Source organism: Bradyrhizobium sp. Ken51 (assembly GCF_055807435.1).
This window is the reverse complement of sequence record NZ_JBVVPB010000013.1, coordinates 105,875-131,994: the sequence shown is the minus strand read 5'-3', so window position 1 is coordinate 131,994 and position 26,120 is coordinate 105,875. Positions and strand designations below refer to the sequence as shown.

Annotated in this window: 21 protein-coding genes; 12 read left to right on the top strand and 9 right to left on the bottom strand. The window is 65.3% G+C overall.

The window, feature by feature from the left end; translation table 11 throughout:
• The first annotated feature begins 70 nt into the window (after nt 1-70).
• Nucleotides 71-1,426 (top strand): bifunctional UDP-N-acetylglucosamine diphosphorylase/glucosamine-1-phosphate N-acetyltransferase GlmU, encoded by a 1,356-nt coding sequence (gene glmU, locus AC0L27_RS22255; protein WP_473320378.1) that lies wholly within the window; start codon nt 71-73, stop codon nt 1,424-1,426.
• A gap of 6 nt (nt 1,427-1,432) precedes the next feature.
• Here glmU and AC0L27_RS22250 read toward each other — a convergent pair whose 3' ends face one another.
• Nucleotides 1,433-1,651, bottom strand: coding sequence for a hypothetical protein (locus tag AC0L27_RS22250; RefSeq protein ID WP_106944786.1), 219 nt, complete (start codon nt 1,649-1,651; stop codon nt 1,433-1,435).
• Nucleotides 1,652-1,870: 219 nt separating this feature from the next.
• Between AC0L27_RS22250 and glmS the strand changes: the two genes are divergently transcribed.
• The 3 genes from glmS to AC0L27_RS22235 all read left to right on the top strand — a co-directional run bounded on the left by glmS (nt 1,871) and on the right by AC0L27_RS22235 (nt 5,518).
• Complete coding sequence (gene glmS, locus AC0L27_RS22245; RefSeq protein ID WP_473320376.1) at nt 1,871-3,697, top strand: glutamine--fructose-6-phosphate transaminase (isomerizing); 1,827 nt, start codon at nt 1,871-1,873, stop codon at nt 3,695-3,697.
• 88 nt (nt 3,698-3,785) lie between these two features.
• Nucleotides 3,786-4,556 (top strand): DUF502 domain-containing protein, encoded by a 771-nt coding sequence (locus AC0L27_RS22240; protein ID WP_354210040.1) that lies wholly within the window; start codon nt 3,786-3,788, stop codon nt 4,554-4,556.
• A 104-nt stretch (nt 4,557-4,660) separates the two neighbouring features.
• Entirely contained in the window at nt 4,661-5,518 is an 858-nt protein-coding gene (locus tag AC0L27_RS22235) for an NAD(P)-dependent oxidoreductase (protein ID WP_473320375.1), read from the top strand.
• 28 nt (nt 5,519-5,546) lie between these two features.
• Here the strand turns inward: AC0L27_RS22235 and AC0L27_RS22230 are convergent, their stop codons facing one another.
• A complete protein-coding gene (locus AC0L27_RS22230) occupies nt 5,547-6,062 on the bottom strand; it encodes a P-loop NTPase family protein (protein WP_473320373.1) in 516 nt (171 codons plus the stop codon).
• A gap of 247 nt (nt 6,063-6,309) precedes the next feature.
• Between AC0L27_RS22230 and panE the strand changes: the two genes are divergently transcribed.
• Nucleotides 6,310-7,239 carry a 2-dehydropantoate 2-reductase gene (gene panE / locus AC0L27_RS22225; protein ID WP_473320371.1) on the top strand — a complete coding sequence of 310 codons (930 nt, stop codon included), beginning with the start codon at nt 6,310-6,312 and terminating at the stop codon, nt 7,237-7,239.
• Here the strand turns inward: panE and recG are convergent.
• A complete protein-coding gene (recG, locus tag AC0L27_RS22220) occupies nt 7,236-9,344 on the bottom strand; it encodes an ATP-dependent DNA helicase RecG (protein WP_473320368.1) in 2,109 nt (702 codons plus the stop codon). The two genes, panE and recG, sit on opposite strands and share 4 nt — an antisense overlap.
• A gap of 184 nt (nt 9,345-9,528) precedes the next feature.
• Between recG and AC0L27_RS22215 the strand changes: the two genes are divergently transcribed.
• On the top strand, nt 9,529-9,819 hold the full coding sequence (locus tag AC0L27_RS22215; protein WP_275171124.1) for an FAD assembly factor SdhE: 291 nt from the start codon (nt 9,529-9,531) through the stop codon (nt 9,817-9,819).
• Nucleotides 9,816-13,334 carry a transcription-repair coupling factor gene (mfd, locus tag AC0L27_RS22210; protein ID WP_473320365.1) on the top strand — a complete coding sequence of 1,173 codons (3,519 nt, stop codon included), beginning with the start codon at nt 9,816-9,818 and terminating at the stop codon, nt 13,332-13,334. Before AC0L27_RS22215 ends, mfd begins: the two co-directional genes overlap by 4 nt.
• Before the next feature lie 125 nt (nt 13,335-13,459).
• Here the strand turns inward: mfd and AC0L27_RS22205 are convergent, their stop codons facing one another.
• From AC0L27_RS22205 to AC0L27_RS22195, 3 genes are all read right to left on the bottom strand, one after another.
• Entirely contained in the window at nt 13,460-14,686 is a 1,227-nt protein-coding gene (locus AC0L27_RS22205) for a GGDEF domain-containing protein (RefSeq protein ID WP_354210033.1), read from the bottom strand.
• Between the two features lie 85 nt (nt 14,687-14,771).
• Nucleotides 14,772-16,274 carry an AMP-binding protein gene (locus tag AC0L27_RS22200; RefSeq protein WP_473320361.1) on the bottom strand — a complete coding sequence of 501 codons (1,503 nt, stop codon included), beginning with the start codon at nt 16,272-16,274 and terminating at the stop codon, nt 14,772-14,774.
• A gap of 4 nt (nt 16,275-16,278) precedes the next feature.
• Nucleotides 16,279-18,129, bottom strand: a complete 1,851-nt coding sequence (locus AC0L27_RS22195) for an extracellular solute-binding protein (RefSeq protein WP_354210031.1) — start codon at nt 18,127-18,129, stop codon at nt 16,279-16,281.
• A 261-nt stretch (nt 18,130-18,390) separates the two neighbouring features.
• On the opposite strand from AC0L27_RS22195, the gene AC0L27_RS22190 reads away from it, so the two are divergent.
• Nucleotides 18,391-19,200 (top strand): invasion associated locus B family protein, encoded by an 810-nt coding sequence (locus AC0L27_RS22190; RefSeq protein ID WP_275171120.1) that lies wholly within the window; start codon nt 18,391-18,393, stop codon nt 19,198-19,200.
• Between the two features lie 79 nt (nt 19,201-19,279).
• Here AC0L27_RS22190 and hspQ read toward each other — a convergent pair whose 3' ends face one another.
• A complete protein-coding gene (hspQ, locus tag AC0L27_RS22185; protein ID WP_007590865.1) occupies nt 19,280-19,612 on the bottom strand; it encodes a heat shock protein HspQ in 333 nt (110 codons plus the stop codon).
• 106 nt (nt 19,613-19,718) lie between these two features.
• Here hspQ and AC0L27_RS22180 point away from each other — a divergent pair, with 106 nt between their 5' ends.
• Nucleotides 19,719-20,672, top strand: a complete 954-nt coding sequence (locus AC0L27_RS22180) for an AEC family transporter (RefSeq protein WP_027566999.1) — start codon at nt 19,719-19,721, stop codon at nt 20,670-20,672.
• A gap of 6 nt (nt 20,673-20,678) precedes the next feature.
• Here the strand turns inward: AC0L27_RS22180 and AC0L27_RS22175 are convergent, their stop codons facing one another.
• Nucleotides 20,679-21,863 (bottom strand): UbiH/UbiF family hydroxylase, encoded by a 1,185-nt coding sequence (locus AC0L27_RS22175; protein ID WP_354210030.1) that lies wholly within the window; start codon nt 21,861-21,863, stop codon nt 20,679-20,681.
• Nucleotides 21,864-21,950: 87 nt separating this feature from the next.
• Here AC0L27_RS22175 and pcsA point away from each other — a divergent pair, with 87 nt between their 5' ends.
• From pcsA to AC0L27_RS22160, 3 genes are all read left to right on the top strand, one after another.
• Nucleotides 21,951-22,718 (top strand): phosphatidylcholine synthase, encoded by a 768-nt coding sequence (gene pcsA, locus AC0L27_RS22170; protein ID WP_354210029.1) that lies wholly within the window; start codon nt 21,951-21,953, stop codon nt 22,716-22,718.
• Complete coding sequence (locus AC0L27_RS22165) at nt 22,715-23,449, top strand: TerC family protein (RefSeq protein WP_354210028.1); 735 nt, start codon at nt 22,715-22,717, stop codon at nt 23,447-23,449. Before pcsA ends, AC0L27_RS22165 begins: the two co-directional genes overlap by 4 nt.
• 75 nt (nt 23,450-23,524) lie before the next feature.
• Nucleotides 23,525-24,499 (top strand): quinone oxidoreductase family protein, encoded by a 975-nt coding sequence (locus AC0L27_RS22160; protein ID WP_247499072.1) that lies wholly within the window; start codon nt 23,525-23,527, stop codon nt 24,497-24,499.
• 93 nt (nt 24,500-24,592) lie between these two features.
• Here the strand turns inward: AC0L27_RS22160 and AC0L27_RS22155 are convergent, their stop codons facing one another.
• Entirely contained in the window at nt 24,593-25,789 is a 1,197-nt protein-coding gene (locus AC0L27_RS22155; protein ID WP_354210027.1) for an acetylornithine transaminase, read from the bottom strand.
• Nucleotides 25,790-26,120 lie beyond the last annotated feature (331 nt).

Sequence of the window (26,120 nt, the reverse complement as noted above, 5' to 3'; positions counted from 1 at the left end):
AGGCGATAGCTGATGAGGGCGGCCCGTCGCCCGCTGGCGCCGATCGATTCGGCCGATTGACAGGATTTCGATGACCGCCCGTTCCAGCCTCACGATCGTGCTCGCCGCCGGCGAAGGCACGCGTATGCGCTCACACCTGCCGAAAGTGCTGCATCCGGTCGCGCACCAGAGCCTGCTCGCCCACGTGCTTGCCGCGGCGCCCAGGGGAACCGGCACCTCGCTCGCGGTCGTGATCGGACCCGACCATCAGGCGGTGGCGGACGAAGCAAAGCGCATCCGCCCCGACGCGCTCACCTTCGTGCAACAGGACCGGCTCGGCACCGCGCATGCGGTGCTGGCGGCGCGTGATGCCATTGCGGGGGGCGTGGATGATCTGCTGATTGCGTTTGGCGACACGCCGCTGATCTCGGCCGAGACCTTTGCGCGGCTGCGCGCGCCGCTGGCCAAAGGCGCCGCAATTGCGGCGCTCGGATTCCGTGCCGCCGATCCCACCGGCTATGGCCGCTTTATCGTCGAGGGCGACCGCCTGGTCGCGATCCGCGAGCAGGCCGATGCCAGCGCCGAGGAGCGCAGGATCGACCTCTGTAATGCCGGGGTCATGGCGATCGACGGCCGCCGCGCGCTCGCGATCCTCGACAAGATCGGCAATGCGAATTCCAAGGGCGAATATTATCTGACCGACGCGGTCGGCATTATCAGCGAACAGGGGTGGGATGCCGTGGTGATCGAAACCAGCGAGGACGAAGTGCGCGGCATCAACACCAAGGCGCAACTCGCCGAGGCCGAAAGCGTGATGCAGGCGCGGTTGCGCAAGGCAGCGATGGAGTCCGGCGTGACGCTGATCGCGCCCGACACCGTCTACCTCGCCGGGGATACCGTGTTCGGCAAGGACGTGACGATCGAGCCCTTCGTTGTGATCGGCCCCGGCGTTTCGATCGGCGACGGCACGGTGGTCCATTCCTTTTCGCATATCGTCGAGACGTCGCTCGGCAAGAAGGTCTCCATCGGCCCCTATGCGCGGCTGCGGCCCGGCACCTCGCTCGGCGACGGCGCGCGCATCGGCAATTTCGTGGAGACCAAGGCCGCGACGCTGGAGGCCGGCGTCAAGGTCAACCATCTCTCCTACATTGGAGACGCCACAATCGGTGCCAATTCCAACATCGGCGCCGGCACCATCACCTGCAACTACGACGGCTTCAAGAAGCACAAGACGATCATCGGGCAGGGCGCGTTCGTCGGCACCAACTCCTCGCTGGTCGCACCTGTTACAATCGGCAACGGCGCCTATATCGGCTCGGGCTCGGTGATCACGCGCGACGTGCCTGATGACGCCATGGCGCTGGAGCGCAGCCCGCAGACCATCCGCGACGGTGGCGCGGCGCGCTATCGCGAGATGAAGACGGGTGGCAAGAAGCCGGAAAAATGAGCGCCGCTATTCGTCGTCGGCGAATTCCGAGAAGATCGCGCGAGTCAGGCGCCAGCCGCGCGGCTTGGCACGCTTCGCCGGCTCGCCGGCGACGTGCTTGATGAAGACGGGCTTGCTTTCCTTGCCGCGCTGGGGCGGCGGCCAGTGCGCAAGGTGCGTGCCGGTAGTCTCGCTGGCGCGCACAGACATCGATGACAGACTTTTGCGGTCGGATGAGCCTTTCATGGCCTCTCTCCTTGATACGCGAGGGTTGGCCAAATTTGTTGACAACAAGTTAACGCGCGCGGTTTATGGCCCAGCCAGTTCGACGCAGGCGAGGCTCGTTGCCGTCGGTGCTGTCTCAATCAGCAATAATTATTGAGTATCTGGTTCCTTAGGAACTTCGCTAAAAACCGAGCGCGTCGTTTAGGCGATTTTTCGACGATTTGGGGGATAGTGATCCGCATGTGCGGGATTGTCGGCATTCTCGGGCGCGAGCCGGTTGCAGAGCAATTGGTGGATTCGCTCAAACGTCTTGAATATCGCGGCTATGATTCCGCGGGCGTCGCCACGCTCGAAGGCAAGCATCTCGAGCGCCGCCGCGCCGAGGGCAAGCTGAAGAATCTGGAGAAGCGGCTGGAAGCCGAGCCGCTCAAGGGCACGACCGGAATCGGTCACACCCGCTGGGCCACCCACGGCAAGCCGACCGTGAACAATGCGCACCCGCACGCGACCGAGCGTGTCGCCGTGGTTCACAACGGCATCATCGAGAATTTCCGCGAGCTGCGCGAGGAGCTCGAGAAGAAAGGCACGGTGTTCCACACCCAGACCGACACCGAGATCGTGCTGCATCTCGTCGACGATCTGCTCACGCGCGGCAACAAGCCGGTGGAAGCGGTGAAATTGGCGCTGGCGCGGCTGCGCGGCGCGTTCGCGCTCGGCTTCATCTTCGCCGGCGAGGACGATTTGATGATCGGCGCCCGCAACGGTCCGCCGCTCGCGATCGGCTATGGTGACGGCGAGATGTATCTCGGCTCCGACGCCATCGCGCTCGGGCCGTTCACCGACACGATCAGCTATCTCGAGGACGGCGACTGGGTCGTGCTGACCCACACGAGCGCTGCGATCTTCGACAAGGACGGCCACGCCGTCCAGCGCGAGAAGACCAAGCACGCCGCCTCGACCTCGCTGGTCGACAAGGCCAATTACCGCCACTTCATGGCCAAGGAGATCCACGAGCAGCCGGAAGTGGTCGGCCACACGCTGGCACGCTATGTCGACATGGCGACCGAGCGCGTCTCGCTGCCGGTCAAGCTGCCGTTCGACTTCAAGAATATCCAACGCATCAACATCACGGCCTGCGGCACCGCGAGCTACGCCGGGTTCGTCGCAAAATACTGGTTCGAGCGTTTCGCGCGCGTGCCGGTCGAGGTCGATGTCGCTTCCGAATTCCGCTACCGCGAGGCGCCCTTGCGCAAGGGTGATCTCGCCATCTTCATCTCGCAATCGGGCGAGACCGCCGACACCTTGGCTGCGCTGCGCTACGCCAAGGCCGAAGGCGTGCACACGGTGGCCGTCGTCAACGTGCCGACCTCGACGATCGCGCGCGAAAGCGAGACCGTGCTGCAAACGCTGGCCGGCCCGGAGATCGGCGTCGCCTCGACCAAGGCCTTCACCTGCCAGCTCATGGTGCTGGCAAATCTTGCGATCGCGGCCGGCAAGGCCCGCGGCGAACTGTCCGACGAGGACGAGACCAAGCTCGTCCACGGGCTCGTCGAGATCCCGCGTTTGATGTCGGATGCGCTCACCACCGAGGTCCAGATCGAGAAGCTCGCCCGCGAGATCGCCAAATCGCGTGACGTGCTCTATCTCGGCCGCGGCACCAGTTTCCCGCTCGCGCTCGAAGGCGCGTTGAAGCTGAAGGAGATCTCCTACATCCACGCCGAGGGCTATGCCGCCGGCGAGCTCAAGCACGGGCCGATCGCGCTGATCGACGAGACCATGCCGGTCGTCGTTATCGCGCCCTACGACCGTGTGTTCGAGAAGACCGTCTCCAACATGCAGGAGGTCGCCGCTCGCGGCGGCAAGATCATCCTGATGACCGATGCCAAAGGCGTGGCGGAGGCGACCGTCGAGTCCCTCGTCACCATCGTCATGCCTGATATGGCGGCAGCGTTCACGCCGATGGTCTATGCCGTCCCCGTTCAGCTGCTCGCCTATCATACGGCGGTGATCATGGGGACCGATGTCGACCAGCCGCGCAACCTCGCGAAATCCGTGACGGTGGAATAGGCAGAAGGGCCGGGCCGGAACGCTTCGTGGTCTTCCAAAACCTGCTAGAAGACCCTAGCTTGGACGAAGCGACCGACCTGGAACCCGAATGAACCCCCGTGACGACGCGCCTGCGCCTCTTGATCCCCTGCCGGAGCCGCATACCGGCCTGATGGGCCGCTTCCGCAATTATTTTCTCACCGGTCTCGTGGTGACGGGACCGGTCGCGATCACCTTTTATCTGGTCTGGTGGTTCGTCACCTGGGTTGATGGCGTGGTGCGGCCGTTCGTGCCGCTGGCCTACCGACCCGAAACCTACATGCCGTACGTCATCCCCGGATGGGGACTGATCGTCGCATTCTTCACGCTGACTCTGGTCGGCTTCCTCGCGGCCAATCTCATCGGCCGAACGCTGGTCGATGTCGGCGAGACCTTCCTCGGCCGGATCCCGGCGGTGCGCGCCATCTACCGTGGCCTGAAGCAGGTGTTCGAGACGCTGTTCTCGGGCAAGGGCTCGAGCTTCCGCAAAGTCGGCCTGGTCGAGTTTCCCTCGCCGGGCATGTGGTCGATCGTGCTGATCTCGCAATCGCCGAACGAGGATGTCTCCCGCAGCCTGCCGGGTCAGGAGGAGCACGTCTCGGTGTTCCTGCCGTGCTCGCCGAACCCGACGACCGGCTTCTTCTTCTACGTGCCGAAGAGCAAGATCGTCGAGGTCGACATGAGCACCGAGGACGCCGCGACGTTGATCATGTCGGCCGGCGTGGTGCAGCCGGGCTCGGCGCCCGATTCGAAGAAGGCAGCGGCGCTGGCGGGCATGGCGAATGCCGCGCGTATTGCCAACGCCTCGGCGCTCCAGCCTCAGCCTGCGAAGGTGGAGTAGGGCCATTCCTCTGCGGGATGGCCGCCGATCACGCGGGCGTCCCGTCCTCTGCTAGTCTCCGGTTGAACCGAGCGCATTGCTCGGAATTCGATCTGGAGTGCACGATGTCCAAAACCATTGCGATCCTCGCGCCCGGTGCCATGGGCAGTGCGGTGGCCCAACGTCTCGGCGAGCACGGTGCGCGGGTGCTGACGTCGTTGAATGGGCGGAGCGAGGCGACGCGCAAACGCGCGGCGGATGCCGGCATGATCGGCGCCGAGGACGACGCGATCGCGGACGCCGACATCATCCTCTCGATCGTGCCGCCGGGCGAAGCCGTGGCGCTCGCCGAGCGGCTGGCGGGGCTGATCGTCCGGCGCGAGAAGAAGCCGGTCGTGGTCGATTGCAATGCCGTCAACGTCGATACCGTGATGAGGATCGAGGAGATCATCGCCTCGGCACAGGCGCCGTTCGTCGATGCCGGCATCATCGGGTTCCCGCCCGAGCCCGGCGGCAAGAGCCCGGCCTTCTACATGTCCGGCGAGCACGCCAAGGACGTCACCGTGCTGAAGGATCTCGGGCTCGACGTGCGGATCGTCGAAGGGCCGGTCGGTGCCGCGTCCGCGCTGAAAATGTCATATGCCGGGATCGTCAAGGGCCTCGCCGGCATCGGCTCGGCGATGGTGGTCGCGGCAACGAAAGCGGGCGCGGCCGATGCGCTGCGCGACGAACTCGCGCTCAGCCAGCCCGCGGTTCTGGCCCGGCTCGAAGTCGCGCTGCCGGACATGATCCCGAAAGCCTATCGCTGGGTCGCGGAGATGCGGGAGATTTCCGGCTTCCTCGGCCCCGATCATCCGGCGAGCCAAGTTTACGAAGGCTTTGCGCGCTGGTTCGAGCATCTCGCCGAGGACGCCAAAGGCGACGCAGCGGATACCGACCTGATGAAGGCATTCGCCGCGCGTATCGCGCAGAAGAAATCCTGATCGTCCGGTCTCACGTCACGGCCATCGATCATCTGCCGTGCACCGAATCCAGAAAACCCTGGATGTCCCGATCGCGTCTCAAGCGCACGACCGGGACGTCAGCACCGTACTGCACACGCTCGGCCTCGATGACCGGCGCGCGCTCGGTGTCGTAGCGCCACGCCTCGCGCATCAATTTCCAGTCGAACTGTTCGGGGCACCCTTCCGGGAGGTCAGGCCGGGTCTTGTCGCGATCAAGGGCGGAGCGCAGGAGAATGCGCCACTGGCAGAGCCAGCGCGGGCGGTCGATGACGACCAGCGTATCGGCACGCGCGAGTGTGAGATCGAATGCGAGTCCCGAGAAGCTGCCGTCGACAACCCATTCGTCGCCCGCGATCGCATCGGTGACACGCGCCCGGAAGCTCGGTTTGTCGGATGGCTTCCATCCCGGCCGCCAGTAGAGCACGTCGAGATGCACCACGGGCAGCCCGAGCATTCGCCCGAGATTCCGGGAGAGGCTCGTCTTTCCGCTACCCTGACAGCCTACGACGATGATCCGGCGCATGATGGGAAGATTTCACAAAGCCAGCCGCGATGAAAGGGGGAGTCTTAAGAGCCGGGCTTATCCGCATCGTCATTGCGAGCGAAGCGCAGCAATCCAGAGTCCCTCGGCGGAAAGATTCTGGATTTCTTCCGCCTTCGCTAAAGCTTCGGCGGACAAGTCGCTGCGCTCGCAATGACGAGGAGGAGACGGCGCGTGGCCCATCTGTTATTGTTTCTGCGGAGGCAATTCCTCCGCAACGGGAGTTCGAATGAGAGTACTTGTGATTGGCGCGGGTGCGCTCGGAGGTTATTACGGAGCGCGCCTGGTCCGAGCCGGCGGCGACGTGACCTTTCTGGTGCGGGCTGGGCGTGCGGAGCAATTGCGGCGGAATGGATTGCAGGTCGTGAGCCCGCACGGCGATTTCGCCGTGCAGCCGAAGGTCATCCTGGCCAACGATCTCAAGGAAACGTTCGACGTCGTGCTCGTCGGCGTGAAATCCTACTCGCTCGACGATGCGATGGCCCAGTTTGCCCCAGCGGTCGGCGCCAACACGATGATTTTGCCGATCCTCAACGGGTTGAAACATGTCGACGCACTGACTGTGCGGTTCGGCGCCGCGCAGGTGCTCGGCGGGCTTGCGAACGTCAGTGCCGGGCTCGATGCGGATGGCCGTGTCGTTCAGTTCATGGCCAATCAGACCATCGTGTTCGGCGAGATCGAGGGTTCATTGAGCGAGCGTGTGCTGGCCCTGGAGACGCTGCTGCACGTGCCCGGTATCGACGTGCGCGCCAGCGAAGCGATCATGCAGGACATGTGGGAGAAATTCGTCCAGCTCTCGACGCTCGCCGGCATCACCTGCCTGATGCGTGCAAGCATCGGAGACATTCTGGCCGTGCCGAACGGCGAGCAATCCATCTTCCGACTGTTCGCCGAATGCTGCGCCGTCGCGACCGCCTCGGGTTTTGAGCCGCGAGCGCCTTTCATCGAGTTTGACCGAAAACTGTTCACGACTCCAGACTCCCCGCTCAAGGCCTCGATGCTGCGTGATATCGAGCGTGGCTCGATCACCGAGGCCGAGCATATCCTTGGCGATATGGCCAATCGCGCCCGTATGCTCGGCATCGACACGCCCCTGCTGGATCTCGCCCGGGCGCATGTGGCGGCCTACGAGATCGGGCGGCAGAGAGCGGTCAGCTAACCCGCCCCGATCAGCGGGATCGCTTCATCGCGCTCATACAGATACAGCAGGCATCGCAGCGCCTCGCCGCGCTCGCCCTTGAGTTTCGGATCGTCCTTCAGGATGCGCAGCGCCTCGTCGCGGGCCTGCGTGATGAGCTGGCCGTGCACCTCGGAGCGGGCGATGCGGTAGCCGGGCAGGCCGCTCTGGCGCACGCCGAGCACATCGCCTTCGCCGCGCAGCTTCAGATCTTCCTCGGCAATGCGAAAACCGTCGGTGGTCTCGCGGATCACCTTGAGCCGTGCCTTCGACATCTCGCCGAGCGGATCGGAGTAGAGCAGAAGACAGGTCGAGGCTTCCGAGCCGCGCCCGATGCGGCCGCGCAATTGATGAAGCTGGGCGAGCCCAAAGCGTTCGGCGTTCTCGATCACCATGATGGTCGCCGCCGGCACGTCGACACCGACCTCGACCACGGTGGTCGCGACCAGCAGACCGATCTCGTGGGCGGCGAACTGGCCCATCACGCGGTCCTTCTCGGTGCCCTTCATCTGGCCGTGGACGAGGCCGACACGGTCGCCGAAACGCTTTTGCAGAGTTTCGAAGCGCTTGGTCGCATTGGTCAGGTGCTCGGTACCCTCGGCCTCGGATTCCTCGACCAGTGGGCAGATCCAGTAGGCCAGCTTGCCGGATTCGAGCGCGCGGCCGATGCTGTCGGTGACCTCGCCGAGGCGGCTCATCGAGATGGTGCGGGTTTCGATCGGCTGGCGGCCGGCGGGTTTCTCCCTGAGCTCGCTGATGTCCATGTCGCCGAAATAAGTCAGCACCAGCGTGCGCGGGATCGGCGTGGCGCTCAGCACCAGTACGTCGACTGCCTCGCCCTTTGACGTCAGCGCCAGCCGCTCGCGCACACCAAAACGATGCTGTTCGTCAACGACGGCGAGGGCGAGATCCTTGAAGATCACGTCGTCCTGGATCAGCGCATGGGTGCCGACGAGCAGATCGATCTCGCCGGCTTCGAGTTGTGCCAGCAGTTCCCGCCGCTCCTTGCCCTTTTCGCGGCCGGTGAGGATCGCGACCCGCATGCCCGCGCGCTCTGCGAGCGGTGCGATGGTCTTGATGTGCTGACGGGCCAGAATTTCGGTCGGCGCCATTAGCGCCGCTTGCTTGCCGACCTCGGTGACGGCAGCGGCGGCGAGCAGCGCGACCACGGTCTTGCCGGAGCCGACGTCGCCCTGGAGCAGACGCAACATGCGCACCGGCTGTTGCAGATCATTGGCGATTGCGGCTGCTGCGTCGCGCTGGGATGACGTCAGCGCATAGGGCAGGGCATCGATGATCTTGTTGCGGAGCTGCCCATCGCCGGCATTGCGCACGCCGGCCGGGCGACGCAATTGGGCGCGGATCAAGGCAAGGGCCAGCTGGCCGGCGAGCAACTCGTCGAAGGCGAGCCGGGACCAGAACGGCTGGTCGGGCAGAATGTCGGTGAGCTCCACCGGCTGATGCACGCGGGTGAGCGCCTCGGCGATCGGCGGGAAGCCGCAGCGGCGCAGCACTTCCGGACTGATCCATTCCGGTAGCGCCGGCAGCTTCTGCAGCGCCTGCGCGACCGCACGGCGAAGCGAGCCGAGTGCGAGGCCTTCGGTCAAGGGATAGACGGGATCGATGCCGGAGAGTTTTGAAATCGCCTCCTCGTCCAGCACCCGGTCGGGATGCACGATCTGCGGAATGCCGTCATACATCTGGAGCGTGCCGGAGACGAAGCGCTTCTCGCCAATCGGCAGCAGCTTCTCGACATAGCCGGGCTTGGCGCGGAAGAACGTCAGCACGACGTCGCCGGTATCGTCGCTGGCGTAAACCAGATACGGCGCGCGCGCATTGCGTGGCGGGGGCGGGCGGTGGCGGTCGACGGTGACCTCCAGCGTCACCATGGTTCCCTGCGCGGCGTCGCGGATCTTCGGCCGGGCGCGGCGGTCGATGACCTGGCTCGGCAGATGCAGCAACAGATCGATCAGCCGCGGCGTCTCATTGCGGCTGAGCAGATATTGCAGCAGCTTGTCCTGCTTCGGACCGACGCCGGAGAGGCTGGTCACGGGGGCAAACAGCGGATTGAGCAGGCTGGGGCGCATCAGGCGAACCTAGGATCGTTTTCGCTCGTCATGCCCGGCTTTATGCCCAGCATCCACGTGTTTTTTCGTTTCCCCGCGGCGGCACCGGGCCATGACAAATCGAGGGCTGACAGGGCCCGCCCGAGTGGCTATATCACCCCGGCCCGGCACGTCCGGGCTTTTGGCGTTTGACTGGAATTGAGACATGACGGGAACGACACGATCGAGCAACGGGCTGGACGACCGCCGCAAGCGGCTTCTGTTCCGCTGCTGGCACCGCGGCACGCGCGAGATGGACCTGATCCTCGGCCGCTTCGCGGATGCCGAGATCGGCAATCTGTCCGATGACGAACTGACGCAGCTCGAGACCCTGCTCGAAGAGGCCGATCCCGACCTCTATGCCGCCATCACCGGCGACAAGGTGCTTCCCGCCGAAGTCATCGGCCCGCTGTTTGCGCGCATCAAGGCGTTTCCGATCGCGGACCGCGACGTATGAAGCAGGGGATGAAATCGCCGGCCGAGCTGCTCACGCCCGGCCGCGCGCTGACGCTTGCCAATGTCGCCGAGGGCGCCGAGGGCCTCGTCGTTTCCGATCTCGCGCGCGCCATCGCGGCGCGGCCGAAGAAGCCGGCTGTCAGCCTCGCGGTGATCTGCCGCGACGGGCCGCGGATGCAGCAGCTCGAACGTGCGCTGCAATTCTTCGCGCCCGATTTGCCCGTGCTGACTTTCCCCGCCTGGGACTGCCAGCCCTATGACCGCGTCTCGCCGCATGGCGGCGTTCTCGCCCAGCGCCTGACGACGCTGGCACGCCTGGCGTCACTGACCGGCAGCGACAAGCCCCTGATCGTGCTGACCACGGTGAACGCGGTCGTCCAGCGCGTGCCGGCGCGCGAGCTCGTCGCGGCGCAGGCGCTGTCGGTCGCGCCGGGCAACGTCGTGCCGATGGACACCATCGTGGCCTGGCTCGAACACAACGGCTACAACCGCTCCTCGACCGTGCGCGAGCCCGGCGAATACGCCGTGCGCGGCGGCATTCTGGACCTGTTTCCGGCCGGCCTGGAACAGCCGGTCCGCTTCGACTTCTTCGGCGACAGCCTGGAATCGATCCGCACCTTCGATGCCGAGACCCAGCGCACGCTGCTCGACATGCGCGCGCTCAATCTCGTGCCGATCTCCGAATTCCAGCTCGTCACCGACACCATCCGCCGCTTTCGCATGGGTTATGTCGCCGAGTTCGGCGCACCCGAACGCGACGACGCGCTCTACGAAGCCGTCAGCGAGGGCCGCCGCCATCCTGGCATGGAGCACTGGCTGCCGCTGTTCCAGGACCGGATGGACACGCTGTTCGACTATCTGCAAGGGGCAGCCGTCGCGATCGAGCCGCAGGCCGAGGATGCCATCCGCGAGCGCTTCAAGCAGATCCTCGATTATTACCAGGCCCGCCGCGACGCGATGGAGCATCCGGGCGGCGGCGCCATCTACAAGCCGCTGCCGCCTGACAGGCTCTATTTGACCGAGGAGGAGTGGGGCAAGCGCGAGAGCGGGATGCCGCTGGTGCGGCTGACGCAGTTTTCGGTGCCTGCAGATGGTACCAGCGTGGTCGATGCCGGCGCACGCAAGGGCCGCGACTTCGCGCCGGAGCGCAACGATAGCAAGGTCAACGTCTTCGAAGCCGTCGTCGCACATGTGCATGTGCTGCTGACAAGCCGCAAGAAGGTGGTCATCGCGCTCTGGACGGAGGGCTCGCGCGACCGCATGACCTCGATGCTGCGCGATCACAAGCTCACCCCAGTGACCAGCGTCAACAGCTGGCGCACGGTGCAGGCCACCCCGCGCAACGAGACCATGCTGGCCGTGCTCGGCCTGGAAAGCGGTTTCGAGACCGACGAGATCGCTGTCATCAGCGAGCAGGACATCCTTGGCGATCGCCTGGTCCGGCCGCGCAAGGCGAACCGCAAGCTCGACAATTTCATCTCGGAGGTGACGAGCCTCGCCGCCGGCGACATCGTGGTCCACGTCGATCACGGTATCGGCCGCTTCATCGGCCTGCAGACGCTCGACGTCGCCGGCGCGCCCCATGACTGCCTCGAGCTGCATTATGCCGCCGAGACAAAACTGTTCCTGCCGGTCGAGAACATCGAGCTGCTGTCGCGCTATGGCTCCGACCAGACCTCGGTCGAACTCGATCGTCTCGGCGGCTCGGGTTGGCAGACGCGCAAGGCCAAGCTCAAGAACCGCATCCGCGAGATCGCGGGCGACCTGATCAAGATCGCCGCCGAGCGCCACCTGCACGAGGCGCCGAAGCTGCCGGTGCAGCCGGGCCTCTACGACGAGTTCTGCGCGCGCTTCCCCTATGACGAGACCGAGGATCAGCTTGGCGCGATCGAGTCCACGCTGAAGGACCTCGAGCTCGGCCGTCCCATGGACCGGCTGATTTGCGGCGACGTCGGCTTCGGCAAGACCGAGGTGGCCTTGCGCGCCGCCTTCGCCGTGGCGCTCGAAGGCAAGCAGGTCGCGGTCGTGGTGCCGACCACGCTGCTCGCCCGTCAGCATCACAAGACGTTCACCGACCGTTTCAAGGGTTTCCCGGTCCAGGTCGCGCAGGCCTCCCGCCTGGTCCCGGCCAAGCAGCTCAATCTGGTCAAGAAAGGGCTCACCGACGGCTCGGTCGACATCGTCGTCGGCACGCATGCGCTGCTCAGCAAGTCGATCAAGTTCAGGGATCTCGGCCTGCTGATCGTCGACGAGGAGCAGCATTTCGGTGTCACCCACAAGGAGCGGCTGAAGCAGCTCCGCGCCGAGGTGCACGTGCTGACGCTGTCGGCGACGCCGATCCCGCGCACGCTCCAGCTGGCGCTCACTGGCGTGCGCGAGCTCTCGATCATCGCATCGCCGCCGGTCGACCGCCTCGCGGTCCGCACCTTCGTCGCCCCGCACGACCCCTTGATGATCCGCGAGGCGCTGCTGCGCGAGCGCTATCGCGGCGGCCAGGCGTTCTACGTGGTGCCGCGCATCGACGACCTCGCCGAGGTCAAGGACTTCCTCGACAAGAACGTGCCGGAGATGAAGGTCGCGGTCGCGCACGGGCAGATGCCGCCCGCCGTGATCGAGGACATCATGACCGCGTTCTACGATGGCAAGTTCGACATCCTGCTGTCGACCACGATCGTGGAATCCGGCCTCGACATCCCCAACGCCAACACGCTGATCGTGCATCGCGCGGACATGTTCGGCCTCGCCCAGCTCTATCAGCTCCGCGGCCGCGTCGGCCGTTCCAAGCTGCGGGCCTATGCGCTGTTCACGCTGCCGGCGCAGCAGAAGATCACGGCGCAGGCCGAGCGCCGGCTCACCGTTCTGCAATCGCTGGAGACGCTGGGCGCGGGCTTCCAGCTCGCCTCGCACGACCTCGATATCCGCGGCGCCGGCAACATTCTGGGCGAGCAGCAGTCCGGCCATATCAAGGAGGTCGGCTTCGAACTCTACCAGTCGATGCTGGAGGAGGCGATCGTCAACCTCAAGGCCGGCGTGTCGGAGCCCGCCGCCGATCGCTGGTCGCCGACCATCACCATCGGCATGCCCGTGCTGATTCCGGAGGACTATGTCGGCGATCTCTCGGTGCGGCTGTCGCTCTACCGCCGGCTCGCCGACCTCGACAGCGAGGAGGAGATCGAGAACTTCGGCGCCGAGATGCGCGATCGTTTCGGCGTGCTGCCGGACGAGGTGCGCTATTTGTTCAAGGTCGCCGCGATCAAGGCGTTCTGCCGTCAGGCAAATGTCGGCAAGATCGATGCCGGCCCGAAGGGCGCCGTTATCGCCTTCCGCGACAATTCGTTTGCCCATCCCGATCGCCTGGTGAGCTTCATCCGCAGCCACGGCCAGGCCGCGAAGGTGCGGCCGGACATGAAGGTGGTGTTCCTGCAGGATTGGGAAACGCCGGAAGATCGTCTGGCCGGCACCACCGAGATCATGCGCCAGCTGGCACAGCTCGCGCAGAGCAAGAAGGCGGCGTGAGGCTTCAGGTCTCACCACGTCATTGCGAGCGCAGCGAAGCAATCCAGAGTCCCTCTGCGGAGACAGTCTGGATTGCTTCGCTACGCTCGCAATGACGGTGTTTGTTGTGGCAGCTCGCGAGGTACCTACGACGCCGCGCGTGAGGCGTCGGCCGACAGCCTTCCGAGCAGCGACCTTGCCGTATCCGACGGCGAGAGCGAATCCACCGAGACGACGGGATCGCTGCGCATCTCGTGCTTGCCGTTCGAGGTGTGCCGCATCACCGCGGAGAGACGGCGGGCGATCATGTGCGCGGTGCGGAAGTCGGTCTCCGCGAACACGACGATGACCGAACCGTCCTTCTGCGCCGCGCCAAAATCCATCTGCCGCATCAGGCGGCTGAGAATACGCGCGGCATCGAGCTGGGCGCGGGAATTGCCGGGGTCGAAGGCGAAGCGCGCGACCGAGAGGCCGCCGCCGCGGGCCAGCGTCTGCTCGACCGCCTTGGCAAAATCGCGCGCAAAAGCTTCCACCGTGAGCAGGCCACTGCGCGGGTCGAGCCAGCCGCCGGCATCGATCGAGCGCAGCGTGCGGCTCAGCTGAGCTTCCATCGCGTGCTGGCGGATCAGGGGCAGTGCGTTGGCGGCGACTTTCGCCGGCTCGCCCGGGATCAGTTCGAGATTGGGCAGGTCGTAGGTCTGCGTCAACTGATGCGCGGTGAGGATCACGGGGAGGCTGCGGAAGCGGGTGTCCTCGGCGAGCACCGTGAGGAAGGCATCGGTCACGCGGGCGGTAAAACCTTCGGCGAGCACGACGCCGTCGAGGTCGCGGGTGTTGAGATGCTTGGCCGCGGCCTCGATCGAGAGCGCTCCGACGACGCCGACGCGCTCGCCGAGCGCGACGGAAAGCGCAGGGTAAGCCGAGCCGCGGCCGATCAGAAGCACCGTAGCATCGCGTGCGGGATCGGCCTCCGGTAGCGCGACTTTCACCTCGGGCAGCCGGCGCAGCACCGTGGCATGAAGGGTGCGAATGCGCAGCGCGGCGCGAAGCCGCGCAATCAGGCGTTCGGAATGGCCGCCGCGCGAGGAGGAGAAAGGCAGGGCGTTGTGCGGGAGCGCGCCCGCCGCATCCAGCGCCACGAAGGGGAGGTAGGGTGATTGCTCCGCGATCTTCCTGGCGAGCAACGCCAGATGCGGCTCGTGCCCGGCATGCATCGCGGCGAGAACCACGGCCGGCTGCACCTCTTCGACCGCGCGCACCGCGCCGGCCCAGCCGGTGTCGATCACGGGGAAGAATCGCGCCTCGTCCAGCGCCGCAATGAAGGCCGGCCGTTCGCCATTGGACACAAACAGGATCGGGCCAGCCTGGGACATCGAGAGACTCTGATCACGCGACAGGTGCCGCGCAATCTAGTCCGGCCGCCTTAATGCAGCGTCAATGGAACGGTCGAAACTTCGCTTAGACCGGCCCGGATCGATCGCGAAAAGCTTCGACCATCAGCGGGTTAAGCCCGAGTTCGCTGAGCGCCTCGCGGGCGCGGGCATTGTCCTGGGCGCGGCCCGCGAGCCGGTGACCGGAGAGCCGGTCGGGCAGCGCGGTCAGCAGCGCACCCTGGCCGAGCCGTCGCGCCCATTCCTGGAGGTCGTTGGAGAGGAAGCGGTAGCCGCCGACCGCCATGATCCCGGAGGGCGGCGCGGTGATGCAGATCGCGCCGCTGGGACGGTCGAGCCGCGCGGCATAGCCGGTATCGACATAGTCGCGTGGCGGCTGCGCGATCAGGGTGTCGCCGACCGGCGGCGGCGGGGCGTAGGCCGCGATCGGCACCATCGGGCCGCGCAGGCCGAGCGTGCCTTTCGGCGTCAGCAGAATCTCGCCGGCGATCGACGAACCCGACTGCTCGCGCGGCGCGCCGTGCGGTCCCGGCATCACCGGCACCGGCATGCCGTCTTCGCCACGCCGGGCGCCGAACAATCCGGCCTCGCCGAACAGATAGACGTCCGTGAACGGCGCGTGCGGCGCGATCCATGCCTCGCTCGCCGCCACCTGCTCGGGGGCGCGCCACAGGCCGATGACGTTGCGCAAGGTCGGCATCCGCGCCGCGAGATCGGAATCGCCGAGCCGCTGGGCAAATTGCGCCGGTGCGATCAGCACGTCGCATTCGTGCGCGTTGATCTGCTGCTCCAGCACGTCGTTCTCGAACGGATGATGCAGCGCCAGTGTGCCGCCGCACAGCAGCCACACCGCGAGCGAGGAGGCGAGCCCTGCGAACGACATCGGCGTGAACGCCGCCATCACGGTCGCGCCTTGCCTGATGTCGGCTTCCAGCGACATCGCGAGCCCACCGGCGATCAGGCTGAAATGCGGCCGTGGCACCGGACGAAAGCCTTCCGCGGTGACGTCGAAGGAGATCATCGCCGCCTTGCGGCCATCCTGAATCACGGCGCGCGCGGTGCCGGGCGGACGGGCCAAGACGTCGTCGAGCGAGGCCAAGCCTTCGGGCAGGTCGGTGCCGAAGCCGCAGACATGGCGGATCGAGAAGGCTTCCGCGGCCGCATGCATTGCGAGGTCGGCATAGTTGACGCCGTCGACCTTGCTCATGGTGACGATGGCGCGCGCCGCGGTGCGGTTCAGAGCGGCGGTCAGTTCGGCATGGCGCCAGAGCAGCGGCAGCACGGCGACGACGAGTCCCGCGCGATGGGCGGCGAGGACGGTGAGTACGAACTCGACCGTATTCGGCAGCTGGATGGCGATGACGGAATTGGCCGGCAGGCCTGATTCGACGAAATACGCCGACAGCGCCTCGATGGCCGTGTCAGCCTCGGCATAGCTCATCCGCCGCGGCTGGTGCCCGGTCACGCGGAACTTGTTCAGCGGGTCGAGCAGAGCGGTCGCGTGCGGCTGCCGCATCAGCGTGCGCTGAAACAGCGTGTCGAGCGTCGGCGATACGGCTGGCTGGTTCACGGCGTCACTTTGCTTGATGAGCTTGCGGCTGCCCCTTCGACCACCAGGTCTCCGGCAAATAGCCGGACAGCGAGGTGGCCTCTGGCCGTTCTATCCGATTCCAGCGCGCGATCCATTGCTCGGATACGTTAAACAGGGGGATTGTGTAGAAACCGGAGATCAAAGCGCGATCGAGCGCCCGCACTGCCGACATGAAAGCCGTATGTTCACGGGCTTCCAGCAGTGCGGCGATCATCGCATCGACCGCGGGATCCCTGGCACCCATGTAGTTGCGGGTGCCCGGACTGTCGGCGGCAGCGCTCCCCCAGTAGAAATATTGCTCATTGCCGGGCGACAGCGACTGGTCCCAACGGTTCTGGATCATGTCGAATTCGTAGGCGAGCCGGCGCTGGTCGAACTGCACGGGATCGACCGATCGGACGCTGGGCTCGATGCCGGCGCGCCTGAGGTCGCGCTGAAAGGCAAGCGCGACGCGTTCCTGGTCGCGGGTCGTGACCAGGATCTCGAAGGTGAAGGGCGCCTTGGTGGCGCGGTTGCGCAGCACGGTGCCGTCGAGATCGTAGCCGGCCTCCGACAACCACTTCAGAGCCGCGCGTAGAGTGGTACGGTCGCGCCCAGAACCGTCGGTCACCGGCAGGCGGTAGCTGCCGTCCAGGATGTCAGGCGGGATCTGCGCGGCGAACGGCTTGAGCAGCTCGCGCTCGCGCGCATCGGCGGGATGGCCATACGCTGACAGGTCCGAGCCGGCAAAATAGCCGGCGACGCGCGAGTAGAGGTTGAAGAAGTAGTTGCGGTTGACCAGCTCGAAATCGAACAGCAGCGTCAGCGCCTGGCGCACGCGGATGTCGGCGAAGATGGGACGCCTCGTGTTGAACACCAGAAATTCGGAAGGTTGCGGCACGCCCGGCTTGAAGGTGTCGCGGATCACATCGCCATTCTTCGCCGCGGGAAAGTCGTAGCCGTCGTGCCAGCGCAGCGGCTCGTGCTCGATGCGGAAATCATAGAGGCCGCGCTTGAAGGCTTCGAACTGGCCGTTGGCCTCGCGAAAATAGTCGAGCCTGATCTCGTCGAAATTGTAGAGCCCGCGATTGATGGGGAGGTCACGGCCCCAATAGTCGGGATTGCGGGTGAGCGTCACGCTGGCACCGGGCCTCACTGCGGTGACGCGATAGGGGCCGGAGCCGACCGGGCCCGTCAGCGTCGTCTCCTCGAAAGCCGCGACGTCGACCGCATGTTTCGGCAGGATCGGCATCAGGCCGAGGATCAGCGGCAGTTCGCGGTCATTGGCGCCCGCAAGGTCGAAGCGGACGGTGAGCGGATCCGGCGCCTCGGCACTTGCGACCTTGCCGTAATATTGCCGGTGGTTGGGACGGCCGTGGTCGCGCAATAACTGCCAGGAGAACAGCACGTCCTCGGCGCGGACCGGCTTGCCGTCGGAGAAGCGGGCGCGGGGATCGATGTGAAACGTGACAAAGCTGCGCTCGTCATCGGTCTCGACCGATCTGGCGAGCAGGCCGTAGAGCGTGAACGGCTCGTCATTGCCGCGCGCGAGCAGACTCTCGACCACGTAGTTCCGTACAGGCTGCACGGCCAGTCCCTTGACGATGAAGGGATTGAGGCTGTCGAAGGTGCCGAGAACGCCCCAGGTCAGCCGGCCGCCCTTGGGGGCGTCAGGGTTGACGTAGGGCATGTGGGTGAAATCGGCAGGCATCGCCGGCTTGCCGTGCATGGCGATGGCGTGGGCTTCCCCGGCCCCTGCACCGCTTGCCGGAAGCCCCAAGGCGAAAGCCAGTATACAGAGGCGGACGCAAAGACCCACTGGGCGGCCCTCGAGAAGGCGCTGGAACATGAACATCTGGACACGTTGATTCGAGGACCGGGCGGGCCTGAATCCTATCACAGGGATTTTCCCCGGGCCCACGCCGGCACGCGGCCAAAGACGGTTGTCGGCATTGATCTTTTCGTCGGCCACGTTAAGAAGGCACGCAATCGCGCAAGAGCGCCGAGCCCGTCACTTATCCGCCTCATTTGACGGGGAGAGAGCCGCGCCCAACGCGGCCAGGCTCGGTGCGTCGAAGCGGTTCGGGCACTTCCCGTTCAGAAAGGGTTTTCCGCAATGAATTTCCGTTACTTGGCCGCGTCCGTCCGGCCGCGCGGGCGACTTCTCGCCTTGTTGACGGCGACGGCGTTGGCCGTCCCGTTTGCCGCCGAGGCCCAGGCTCCCGCGCCAGCTCCGGGCGCGCCCGCGCCCAAGGCTGCCCCGAAGGCCGCCCCGAAGGCTGCCCCAAAAGCGCCGGCGCCGGCCGCTCAGGCACCCGCCCAGCCGGCTCCCGCCCAACAAGGAGCGCCGGCCCAGCAGGGTGCGGCCCAGCCGGCCGATCAGCAGATCCAGCTGATCTATGCCCCCTGGACCAAGTTCTGCCTCAAGGGCCAGGACGCCAATGCCAAGCAGGTCTGCTTCACCGGCAAGGACGGTCGTATCGAGTCGGGCCAGCCGGTCATCGCGGCCGTCATCATCGAGCCGGAAGGCGAGCCGAAGAAGATCCTGCGCGTGACGCTGCCGCTCGGCATGCAGTTGGTGCACGGTACCCGCATCATCGTGGACAACAATCCGCCGTTGCAGAGCCCTTATGTGATCTGTTTCCAGAACGGCTGCATGTCCGACTACGAGGCCACGCCCGAGTTCATCAACAACATGAAGAAGGGTCAGAACCTCGTTGTTCAGGCGATCAATGCGAACGGCGCACCGCTGACCTTGCCGCTGCCGCTCGCCGGCGAATTCCAGAAGGCCTATGATGGTCCGCCGACGGATCCGAAGGTGTTCGAGGAGACCCAGAAGAAGCTCCAGGAAGAGCTTCAGAAGAAGGCTGACGAGCAGCGCAAGAAGCTCGAGCAGCAGGGCACGCCGCCCGCCGGCCAGAAGTAATCGGGACCCGATCCCGGACATGAAAAAGGCGCTCGGTTTCGAGCGCCTTTTTTGCTGGCCAGTTGATGGCTGCGAAAACTCAGTTCAGCGACGGATTGCGCGGGCGGTAACCGCCGGTCTTGTCCTTGACGAAGATCTCGGCGACCTGGGAATGCCGGACCGGCTCGCCGGAATCGTCCGGCACGAGATTCTGCTCGGAGACATAGGCGACGTATTCCGACTCCGAGTTCTCCGCAAGCAGGTGATAGAACGGCTGGTCCTTGTGGGGCCGCACCTCCTCGGGGATCGACAGCCACCACTCCTCGGTGTTGTTGAATTCCGGATCGATGTCGAAGATCACGCCCCGGAACGAGAAGATCCGGTGGCGCACGACCTGTCCGATCTGGAATTTGGCGGTCCGCGCTTTAATCATTCCCCGTCGATAGACCAGGATTGTGGCCGATGCTAGTGCCCTGATCTGGAATTAACCCGCGGTTGCGGGGCAGATAGCCCCCCAATGTTCAGAAAACACTTCATCAATGGTCGATATCCTCAATCTGGCTCTACCTTATTTCGGCTTGATCTTCGTTGGATTCGCCTGTGGCAAGGTCAAATCGCTGCCGGAATCGGGCCTGGCCTGGATGAACTTCTTCCTGCTCTATGTGTCGCTGCCGGCGCTGCTGTTTGCGATCATGTCGAAGACGCCGTTCTCCGAATTGAACAACCCGCCGTTCCTGGTCGCGACCACGCTGTCGACAGTTGCGGCGTTCACACTCGCGCTAGTCGTCGGCAAAGTTCTCGGCGGGCTGACGCTGCGCGAGGCGACGCTCGCCGGGCTCTCCGGCGGCTACGGCAATATCGGCTACATGGGACCGGGGCTGGCGCTCGCCGTGCTCGGGCCGAAGGCCTCGGCGCCGACCGCGCTGATCTTCTGCTGCGACAGCATCTTCCTGTTCACGATCGTGCCGCTGCTGATCGAGCTCTCGGACCGCGATCATCCCTCGATCGTGCATGCCTTCGGCGTCGTGCTGAAGCAGATCGTGCTCAACCCGCTGATCATGTCGGCATGTTTTGGCGCGGCCTTCGCATCGCTGCATATCGAGATGCCCGTCGCACTCGATCGCACCATCACCTTCCTCCAGAACGCAGCCGCCCCGACCGCGCTGTTCGTGCTCGGCGTGACCGTGGCGCTTCGTCCGTTCGATCGGGTCCCGTGGGAAGTGCCGGGCGTGATCGCGGTCAAGCTCCTGATCCACCCGCTCGCAGCTTTCGGCCTGATGCTGGCGTTCGGCCCGTTCGCGCAGCCCTGGGCTGCGACCGCCGTGCTGATGGCCTCGCTGCCGCCGGCGCTGAACGTGTTCGTCATCGCCCGGCAGAACGACGCCTGGATCGAATCCGCCTCGGTCGCGGTGCTGCTCGGGACGTTTGCGTCCGTAGTCACCCTGACCAGCGTGATGTGGGCGATCCAGACCGGCCGGCTGGCGTTTCCGTAAGCGGGCCTAGCGCCGCCAAGTCGGCGTCAGGCCTTCGCGCATCGCAAAACGCCGGAGAGGGCCGATCGCGCCGAGCAGGTGCATGCCGACCGCGCGGACCGGCTGGAGCGGCAGGAAATCGTTGAGCAGCGAGCGGTTGGCGATGTCGATCGCAAAGGTCCGGCTCATGATGTCCGGACGCCGGGCCCGGTCGTAGCGCTTGAGCACGTCTGCTGCGCCGGGATCCTGGCCTGATGCGATGGCCTCACCTGCAAGCCTCGCAATGTCGGCGGCATCGCGGAGACCGAGATTGAGACCCTGGGCGCCGATCGGGGGAACTACATGGGCGGCTTCGCCGACCAGCGCGATGCGGTCGCGGCCGAAGGATTTTGGACGTTCGATCGCCAGCGGGAACAGATGGCGGCCCGGCTCGACCGTCATGCGTCCGAGGATCGAATGGGACTGCTTCTCGATCGCGGCGGACAATTCCTCGTCGCTCAGGCCACGAAGCCGCTCGGCGTCCGCAGGCGCCGAGACCCAGACGACGCTGGAGCGATCGCCAGGCAGGGGCACGAACACGCAAGGGCCCTGCGGCGTGTGGAACTCGGTCGAGACGTTGCGATGGGGCCGCGCGTGGCCGACGTTGAAGGTCAGCGCAGTCTGGGTCAGTTGGCGCCGCGTCACCGCGATGCCGGAGGCTTCGCGGCAAAGCGAATGCCGGCCGTCGGCGCCGACCACGAGGCGGGCCGAGAGAAATTGCGCAGCGGCCGTGCGGATCGCGACGTCATCGGCTTCGATGACGACAGTTTCGGCCTCGTCGTCGAAACGGACGAGACCGGGCAGTTCGGCCGCGCGCGCTTCCAGCGCCAGCATCAGCGAGCGATTGTCGATGTTGTAGCCGAAGGCATCGAGGCCGATTTCGTGGCAGGAGAACCGGACCTCAGGCGCGCGGAAGAGCCGACCGGTGTCGTCGACGAGCCGCATGATTTCGAGCGCGGCCGCCTTGTCCTTGCAGCGCGGCCAGACGTCGAGGCTCTCCAGCAGATCGACGGAGGCACCGAGTAGCGCCGTGGTGCGATTGTCGGCATAGGGCACGCGACGCGCCACCAGCGCGGTCCGCGCGCCCGCCTGCGCCAATGCGATGGCCGCGCCAAGTCCCGCCGGTCCGCCGCCGATCACGGCGGCGTCAAAGAGTGTCGATGCATCTGTCATGGAACGACATTGGACACGCCCCGCGGCAAATTCAAGCCCAGTCATATTTCCCTGATTTTATGACGAATTGTGCGACCGGGCGCCGCAATGGCTTATGTGCAAATCGGTGTCATTCTGGTAGCAGAAGCCATGGACAGCCAAGAGGATTCCCTGAAGCCCAGGCCCGCGATCCGCGCCGCTGCCTTCTCGGTGCACATCTTCACCGCGTTCGGTGCGGCGATCGCGCTGCTGGCGATGCTTGAGGCCGTGCGCGAGCACTGGGCGGCGATGTTTCAATGGCTGGGCGTCGCCCTCATCATCGACGCGATCGACGGGCCGATTGCGCGCCGGCTCAACGTCAAGGACGTGCAGCCGAACTGGTCGGGCGACGTGCTCGATCTCGTGGTCGATTTCGTCACCTACGTCTTCGTGCCGGCCTATGCGATCGTGGCCAGCGGCCTGCTGCTGCCGGTCGCTGCTCCCTTGCTCGGCGTCGCCATCATCGTCACCAGCGCATTATATTTCGCCGATCTGCGCATGAAGGCGGACGACAATCATTTCCGCGGCTTTCCGGCGCTGTGGAATGCGGCGGCGTTCTATCTGTTCCTGCTGCACTGGCCGCCGCTGCTGTCGACGCTGCTGGTCGCAAGCCTGGTGGTGCTGACCTTCGTGCCCTTCCACGTGCTGCATCCGGTGCGCGTCGTGCGGCTGCGCTGGCTGACGATGACGCTGATTGCGATCTGGGCTCTGCTCTCCTTCTACACGCTGCAGATGGACTTTCGCGTCGGCACCGGCGTGACTGTCGCGCTCTGCGCGATCGCGCTCTGGATCAGCTTCAGCGACGCATTGATACGGCTGACAAGATCCTTCGCATGATGCACCTGTTGACCAGCCCCGAAGCCTGGGCCGCGCTCCTGACTTTGACCGCGCTCGAAATCGTGCTGGGGATCGACAACGTCATTTTCCTGTCGGTGATCGTCTCGCGCATTCCCGAGAAGCAGGCGCACCGTGCCCGCCAGATCGGGCTCGCGCTGGCGCTGATCTTCCGCATCATCCTGCTCAGCCTCCTGGTCTGGCTGATCGGCCTGACCGCCCCGGTGCTTTCGTTTTCGGGCTACGGCTTCTCGTGGCGCGACCTCATCCTGATCGGCGGCGGCCTGTTCCTGATCGCGAAGGCGACGCACGAGATCCACGGCGAGGTCGAAGCCGATGACGGCGAGGGCGACGCGAGGTCGCCTCGTAGCGCTTTCTTCTGGGTCATCGTCCAGATCGTGATCATCGACATCGTGTTCTCGCTGGACTCGATCATCACCGCGATCGGCATGGCGCAGGACATCGAGATCATGATCGCGGCCGTCGTGATCGCCTGCGTGATCATGTACATTTCGTCCGGACCGGTGTCGCGATTCGTCGCGGAGCATCCGACCACGAAAATGCTGGCGCTGGCCTTCCTGGTGCTGATCGGCGTGGCGCTGGTTGCGGACGGATTCCAATTCCACATCCCGCGCGGCTACATCTATTTCGCGATTGCGTTCTCGGCGACGGTCGAGTTCTTCAACGTGCTGGCGAAACGCAACCGCAGGAACAGCCGCAAGCCGTCGGTCTAGACGTTCCAGCCGGCGTCGAGTTGACAAGGCGGGCGCGATGTCTTTCGCTGGCCCGCCAGAAGAGGAGGTCAGGTGATGACCAAAGCCGTCCGTGTGCACAAGGTCGGAGGCCCCGAAGCCCTGGTCTATGAGAGCGTCGATGTTCCGGCGCCCGGGCCCGGCGAGGTGCGCATCCGCCAGCATGCCGTCGGCCTGAACTTCATCGACGTCTATTACCGCACCGGCCTCTACAAGGCGCCGGGGCTGCCCTTCATCGCCGGCAACGAAGCCTCGGGCGAAGTCGTCGCGGTCGGGCCGGGCGTGACGAATTTCCATCCGGGCGACCGTGTCGCCTACTACCACAATCTCGGCGCCTATACCGGGGAGCGCAACATCCCCTGGGAGCGGCTGGTCAAGCTGCCCGACCACATCACCTACGAGCAGGGCGCCGTACTGATGCTGAAGGGTTTGACGGTCTGGTACCTCCTGCACAAGACCTTCAAGGTCGAGCCGCATCATCGCGTGCTGATCCATGCCGCGGCGGGAGGCATCGGCTTGCTCGCCTGCCAATGGGCGAGGGCAATGGGCGCCCACGTCATCGGTACCGTCGGCTCGCGCGAGAAGGCTGCGCTTGCCGAGGCCAATGGCTGCGACCATGTCATCCTCTACAACGAGGAAGACTTCGTCGCGCGCGTCAAACAGATCAGCCGCAACGAGGGCTGCGACGTGGTCTATGACGGCGTCGGCAAGGCGACGTTCCCGGGCTCGCTGTCTTGCCTGAAGCCGCGCGGGATGTTCGTCTCCTTCGGCAATGCCTCAGGCCCGGTGCCGCCATTCTCGATCGCCGAACTCAACACTCACGGCTCGCTGTTTGCGACCCGGCCGAAGCTCAACGACTATATCGGTACGCGCAAGGAGTTGCTCGAAGGCGCCGACACGCTGTTTGCCGCCGTCATCAACGGCAAGCTGCACGTGCCGATCAACCATGCCTACGCGCTCAAGGACGCCGCCAAGGCGCATATCGATCTCGAAAGCCGCAAGACTACGGGTGCGTCGATCTTGAAGCCGTAACTCACCGTCATTGCGAGCGAAGCGAAGCAATCCAGAATCTTTCCGTGAGGCAGTCTGGATTGTTTCGTCGCTGCGCTCCTCGCAATGACGAGCTTACGCCACGCGCCGTGCCGCGCCGGCCCTGGTCAAAATCCCGTCCAGACAATCGATCATCTCGGCGATCTCGGCCCGTGTGACGTTCAGCGCCGGCATGAAGCGCAGCGTGTCGACTTGCGGCGCGTTGAGGAGCACGCCGGCCTCGAATGCCTGTGCGACGATGCCGGGTGCGATCGGCAGCTTGAGGTCGAGCGCGAGCAGGAGCCCCCGGCCACGCACTTCGCCGAGCCCGTGGCGCGCCGAGACCTTCTGCAATTCGCTTTCGAGCAGCAGCCCGGTTTCGGTCGCCGTCTTGAGGAAATCCGGCTTGCTGACTTCGTCGAGCACCGCGAGCCCCACCGCGCACATGATCGGGTTGCCGTTGAACGTGCCCCCCTGGTCGCCGTGCTCGAAGCAGGCCGCGCGTTCGGTCGCGAGCAACGCTGCGAGCGGCACGCCGCCGCCGATGCCCTTGCCGAGCGTCATGACGTCGGGCGCGATGCCGGTGTGCTCGTAGTGGAAGAGCTTGCCGGTTCGGCCCATCCCGGTCTGGATCTCGTCGAAGATCAAGAGGAGGCCGTGCGCGTGGGTGAGGGCGCGCAACTCCTGCAAGAACTGATCGGTCGCCGGCCATACGCCTGATTCACCCTGGATCGGCTCGAGCATCACGGCGACGGTGTTGTCGTTGATCAGCTTTTCGACTGACGCAATGTCGTTCAGCTTCGCCTTCTTGAAACCGGCGACCTTCGGCTCGAACAGCGGCTCAAAGGTCTTCTTGCCTGAGGCCGACATCGTCGCCAGCGTGCGGCCGTGAAAGCCGCCCTCGAAGGTGATGATCTCGAACGCGCCACCTCGATGGATGCCGCCATATTTGCGCGCGAGCTTGATCGCGCCCTCGTTGGCTTCCGCACCGGAATTCGCGAAGAACACCTGGTCGAACGCGCTGTTTGCGACAAGCTGCTCAGCGAGCTTCAGGCTGGGTTCGTTGTAGAAGGCCGGGCTCGGCGTCAGCAGCCGCTTGGCCTGCGCGGCAAGCGCGTCGGCGATCGCGGGCGGGGAGTGGCCGAGGCAGTTGACGGCCCAGCCCTGCACGAAATCGAGATAGCGCTTGCGGCTGTCGTCCCAGAGGTAGGAGCCGGCGCCGCGGACGAACACGGTCTTGGGCCGGGCGGTGATGTCCATCAACGCGGCATACGGATGGGTGGCGTTGGTCATGTCGAACTCCTCTGGAGGTGGGTGGAAAGGCCGCGGGAAAAGCAAAAAGGCCGCACCTTGCGGGTGCGGCCTTTTCGAGAACGGGGCTGAACTTAGTGGTTCAGCGGCGTCGTCGGACATGGCGCACCCTCTCATCGTCGCGGAAGCGACGGCGGAGCATTTCGGTGCGCTGATGGGTCCGAGCGTTGATCATGGGGCGCGGCAATACATGCGAATGGCACGGCTTGTCAAGCGGGCGCTTTACAGGCCACACGCGCAGCGTGCATGGGGTAGGTGAAAGATGCGCCCCTGGAAACCATTACGTCCCTAGCGCGTTTGTGATCACAGCACG

What these genes read in the sequence shown, in the direction of transcription:
- glmS (WP_473320376.1), top strand. Translation starts at nt 1,871, where the DNA reads ATGTGCGGGATTGTCGGCATTCTCGGGCGCGAGCCGGTTGCAGAGCAA.
- AC0L27_RS22190 (WP_275171120.1), top strand. Translation starts at nt 18,391, where the DNA reads ATGAATTTCCGTTACTTGGCCGCGTCCGTCCGGCCGCGCGGGCGACTT.
- pcsA (WP_354210029.1), top strand. Translation starts at nt 21,951, where the DNA reads ATGGCTTATGTGCAAATCGGTGTCATTCTGGTAGCAGAAGCCATGGAC.
- panE (WP_473320371.1), top strand. Translation starts at nt 6,310, where the DNA reads ATGAGAGTACTTGTGATTGGCGCGGGTGCGCTCGGAGGTTATTACGGA.
- AC0L27_RS22155 (WP_354210027.1), bottom strand. Translation starts at nt 25,789, where the DNA reads ATGACCAACGCCACCCATCCGTATGCCGCGTTGATGGACATCACCGCC.
- recG (WP_473320368.1), bottom strand. Translation starts at nt 9,344, where the DNA reads ATGCGCCCCAGCCTGCTCAATCCGCTGTTTGCCCCCGTGACCAGCCTC.
- hspQ (WP_007590865.1), bottom strand. Translation starts at nt 19,612, where the DNA reads ATGATTAAAGCGCGGACCGCCAAATTCCAGATCGGACAGGTCGTGCGC.
- AC0L27_RS22235 (WP_473320375.1), top strand. Translation starts at nt 4,661, where the DNA reads ATGTCCAAAACCATTGCGATCCTCGCGCCCGGTGCCATGGGCAGTGCG.
- mfd (WP_473320365.1), top strand. Translation starts at nt 9,816, where the DNA reads ATGAAGCAGGGGATGAAATCGCCGGCCGAGCTGCTCACGCCCGGCCGC.
- AC0L27_RS22165 (WP_354210028.1), top strand. Translation starts at nt 22,715, where the DNA reads ATGATGCACCTGTTGACCAGCCCCGAAGCCTGGGCCGCGCTCCTGACT.
- AC0L27_RS22240 (WP_354210040.1), top strand. Translation starts at nt 3,786, where the DNA reads ATGAACCCCCGTGACGACGCGCCTGCGCCTCTTGATCCCCTGCCGGAG.
- AC0L27_RS22160 (WP_247499072.1), top strand. Translation starts at nt 23,525, where the DNA reads ATGACCAAAGCCGTCCGTGTGCACAAGGTCGGAGGCCCCGAAGCCCTG.
- AC0L27_RS22215 (WP_275171124.1), top strand. Translation starts at nt 9,529, where the DNA reads ATGACGGGAACGACACGATCGAGCAACGGGCTGGACGACCGCCGCAAG.
- AC0L27_RS22250 (WP_106944786.1), bottom strand. Translation starts at nt 1,651, where the DNA reads ATGAAAGGCTCATCCGACCGCAAAAGTCTGTCATCGATGTCTGTGCGC.
- AC0L27_RS22180 (WP_027566999.1), top strand. Translation starts at nt 19,719, where the DNA reads ATGGTCGATATCCTCAATCTGGCTCTACCTTATTTCGGCTTGATCTTC.
- AC0L27_RS22175 (WP_354210030.1), bottom strand. Translation starts at nt 21,863, where the DNA reads ATGACAGATGCATCGACACTCTTTGACGCCGCCGTGATCGGCGGCGGA.
- glmU (WP_473320378.1), top strand. Translation starts at nt 71, where the DNA reads ATGACCGCCCGTTCCAGCCTCACGATCGTGCTCGCCGCCGGCGAAGGC.
- AC0L27_RS22195 (WP_354210031.1), bottom strand. Translation starts at nt 18,129, where the DNA reads ATGTTCATGTTCCAGCGCCTTCTCGAGGGCCGCCCAGTGGGTCTTTGC.
- AC0L27_RS22230 (WP_473320373.1), bottom strand. Translation starts at nt 6,062, where the DNA reads ATGCGCCGGATCATCGTCGTAGGCTGTCAGGGTAGCGGAAAGACGAGC.
- AC0L27_RS22205 (WP_354210033.1), bottom strand. Translation starts at nt 14,686, where the DNA reads ATGTCCCAGGCTGGCCCGATCCTGTTTGTGTCCAATGGCGAACGGCCG.